Below are 2,500 nucleotides of genomic sequence, written 5' to 3'. Positions count from 1 at the left end.
AGTGGATCCTGAGTACGGCGGGACACGTGAAATCCCGTCGGAAGCTGGGAGGACCATCTCCCAAGGCTAAATACTCCCTAGTGACCGATAGTGAACCAGTACCGTGAGGGAAAGGTGAAAAGCACCCCGGAAGGGGAGTGAAATAGAACCTGAAACCGTGTGCCTACAAGTAGTCAGAGCCCATTAACGGGTGATGGCGTGCCTTTTGTAGAATGAACCGGCGAGTTACGATCCCATGCAAGGTTAAGTCGATGAGACGGAGCCGCAGCGAAAGCGAGTCTGAATAGGGCGAATGAGTATGTGGTCGTAGACCCGAAACCAGGTGATCTACCCATGTCCAGGATGAAGTTCAGGTAACACTGAATGGAGGTCCGAACCCACGCACGTTGAAAAGTGCGGGGATGAGGTGTGGGTAGCGGAGAAATTCCAATCGAACTTGGAGATAGCTGGTTCTCTCCGAAATAGCTTTAGGGCTAGCCTCATGTGTAAGAGTCTTGGAGGTAGAGCACTGTTTGGACTAGGGGCCCTCATCGGGTTACCGAATTCAGACAAACTCCGAATGCCAAAGACTTATCCATGGGAGTCAGACTGCGAGTGATAAGATCCGTAGTCGAAAGGGAAACAGCCCAGACCACCAGCTAAGGTCCCAAAGTATACGTTAAGTGGAAAAGGATGTGGAGTTGCTTAGACAACCAGGATGTTGGCTTAGAAGCAGCCACCATTTAAAGAGTGCGTAATAGCTCACTGGTCGAGTGACTCTGCGCCGAAAATGTACCGGGGCTAAACGTATCACCGAAGCTGTGGATTGACACCTCTAGGTGTCAGTGGTAGGAGAGCGTTCTAAGGACTGCGAAGCTAGACCGTAAGGACTGGTGGAGTGCTTAGAAGTGAGAATGCCGGTATGAGTAGCGAAAGATGGGTGAGAATCCCATCCACCGAATGCCTAAGGTTTCCTGAGGAAGGCTCGTCCGCTCAGGGTTAGTCGGGACCTAAGTCGAGGCCGATAGGCGTAGACGATGGACAACAGGTTGATATTCCTGTACCACCTCTTTTCCGTTTGAGCAATGGGGGGACGCAGGAGGATAGGGTAAGCGCACTGCTGGATATGTGCGTCTAAGCAGTTAGGCTGATGATGAGGCAAATCCCATCATCGCGAAGGCTGAGCTGTGATAGCGAGCGAATTATAGTAGCGAAGTTCCTGATTCCACACTGCCAAGAAAAGCCTCTAGCGAGGAAAAAGGTGCCCGTACCGCAAACCGACACAGGTAGGCGAGGAGAGAATCCTAAGGTGAGCGAGAGAACTCTCGTTAAGGAACTCGGCAAAATGACCCCGTAACTTCGGGAGAAGGGGTGCTCTGGTAGGGTGCAAGCCCGAGAGAGCCGCAGTGAATAGGCCCAGGCGACTGTTTAGCAAAAACACAGGTCTCTGCGAAGCCGTAAGGCGAAGTATAGGGGCTGACGCCTGCCCGGTGCTGGAAGGTTAAGAGGAGTGCTTAGCGCAAGCGAAGGTGCGAATCGAAGCCCCAGTAAACGGCGGCCGTAACTATAACGGTCCTAAGGTAGCGAAATTCCTTGTCGGGTAAGTTCCGACCCGCACGAAAGGCGTAACGATCTGGGCACTGTCTCAACGAGAGACTCGGTGAAATTATAGTACCTGTGAAGATGCAGGTTACCCGCGACAGGACGGAAAGACCCCGTGGAGCTTTACTGTAGCCTGATATTGAATTTTGGTACAGCTTGTACAGGATAGGTAGGAGCCTTGGAAGCCGGAGCGCCAGCTTCGGTGGAGGCATCGGTGGGATACTACCCTGGCTGTATTGAAATTCTAACCCGCGCCCCTTATCGGGGTGGGAGACAGTGTCAGGTGGGCAGTTTGACTGGGGCGGTCGCCTCCTAAAGAGTAACGGAGGCGCCCAAAGGTTCCCTCAGAATGGTTGGAAATCATTCGCAGAGTGTAAAGGCACAAGGGAGCTTGACTGCGAGACCTACAAGTCGAGCAGGGACGAAAGTCGGGCTTAGTGATCCGGTGGTTCCGCATGGAAGGGCCATCGCTCAACGGATAAAAGCTACCCCGGGGATAACAGGCTTATCTCCCCCAAGAGTCCACATCGACGGGGAGGTTTGGCACCTCGATGTCGGCTCATCGCATCCTGGGGCTGTAGTCGGTCCCAAGGGTTGGGCTGTTCGCCCATTAAAGCGGTACGCGAGCTGGGTTCAGAACGTCGTGAGACAGTTCGGTCCCTATCCGTCGTGGGCGCAGGAAATTTGAGAGGAGCTGTCCTTAGTACGAGAGGACCGGGATGGACGCACCGCTGGTGTACCAGTTGTCTTGCCAAAGGCATCGCTGGGTAGCTATGTGCGGAAGGGATAAGTGCTGAAAGCATCTAAGCATGAAGCCCCCCTCGAGATGAGATTTCCCATCACTTATGTGAGTAAGATCCCTAGAAGATGACTAGGTAGATAGGTCAGAGATGGAAGCATGGCGACATGTGGAGTTGAC

Annotated in this window: 1 rRNA gene (cut by both window edges); it reads left to right on the top strand. The window is 53.3% G+C overall.

Annotated features, from left to right (window positions below):
• Positions 1-2,500 (top strand): 23S ribosomal RNA (locus AAEM60_RS20980) (it extends past both window edges: 406 nt to the left, 29 nt to the right).

It is taken from the genome of Rossellomorea sp. y25, assembly GCF_038049935.1.
Classification (GTDB): Bacteria; Bacillota; Bacilli; order Bacillales; family Bacillaceae_B; genus Rossellomorea.
This window is presented reverse-complemented; position numbering and strand designations above follow the sequence as displayed.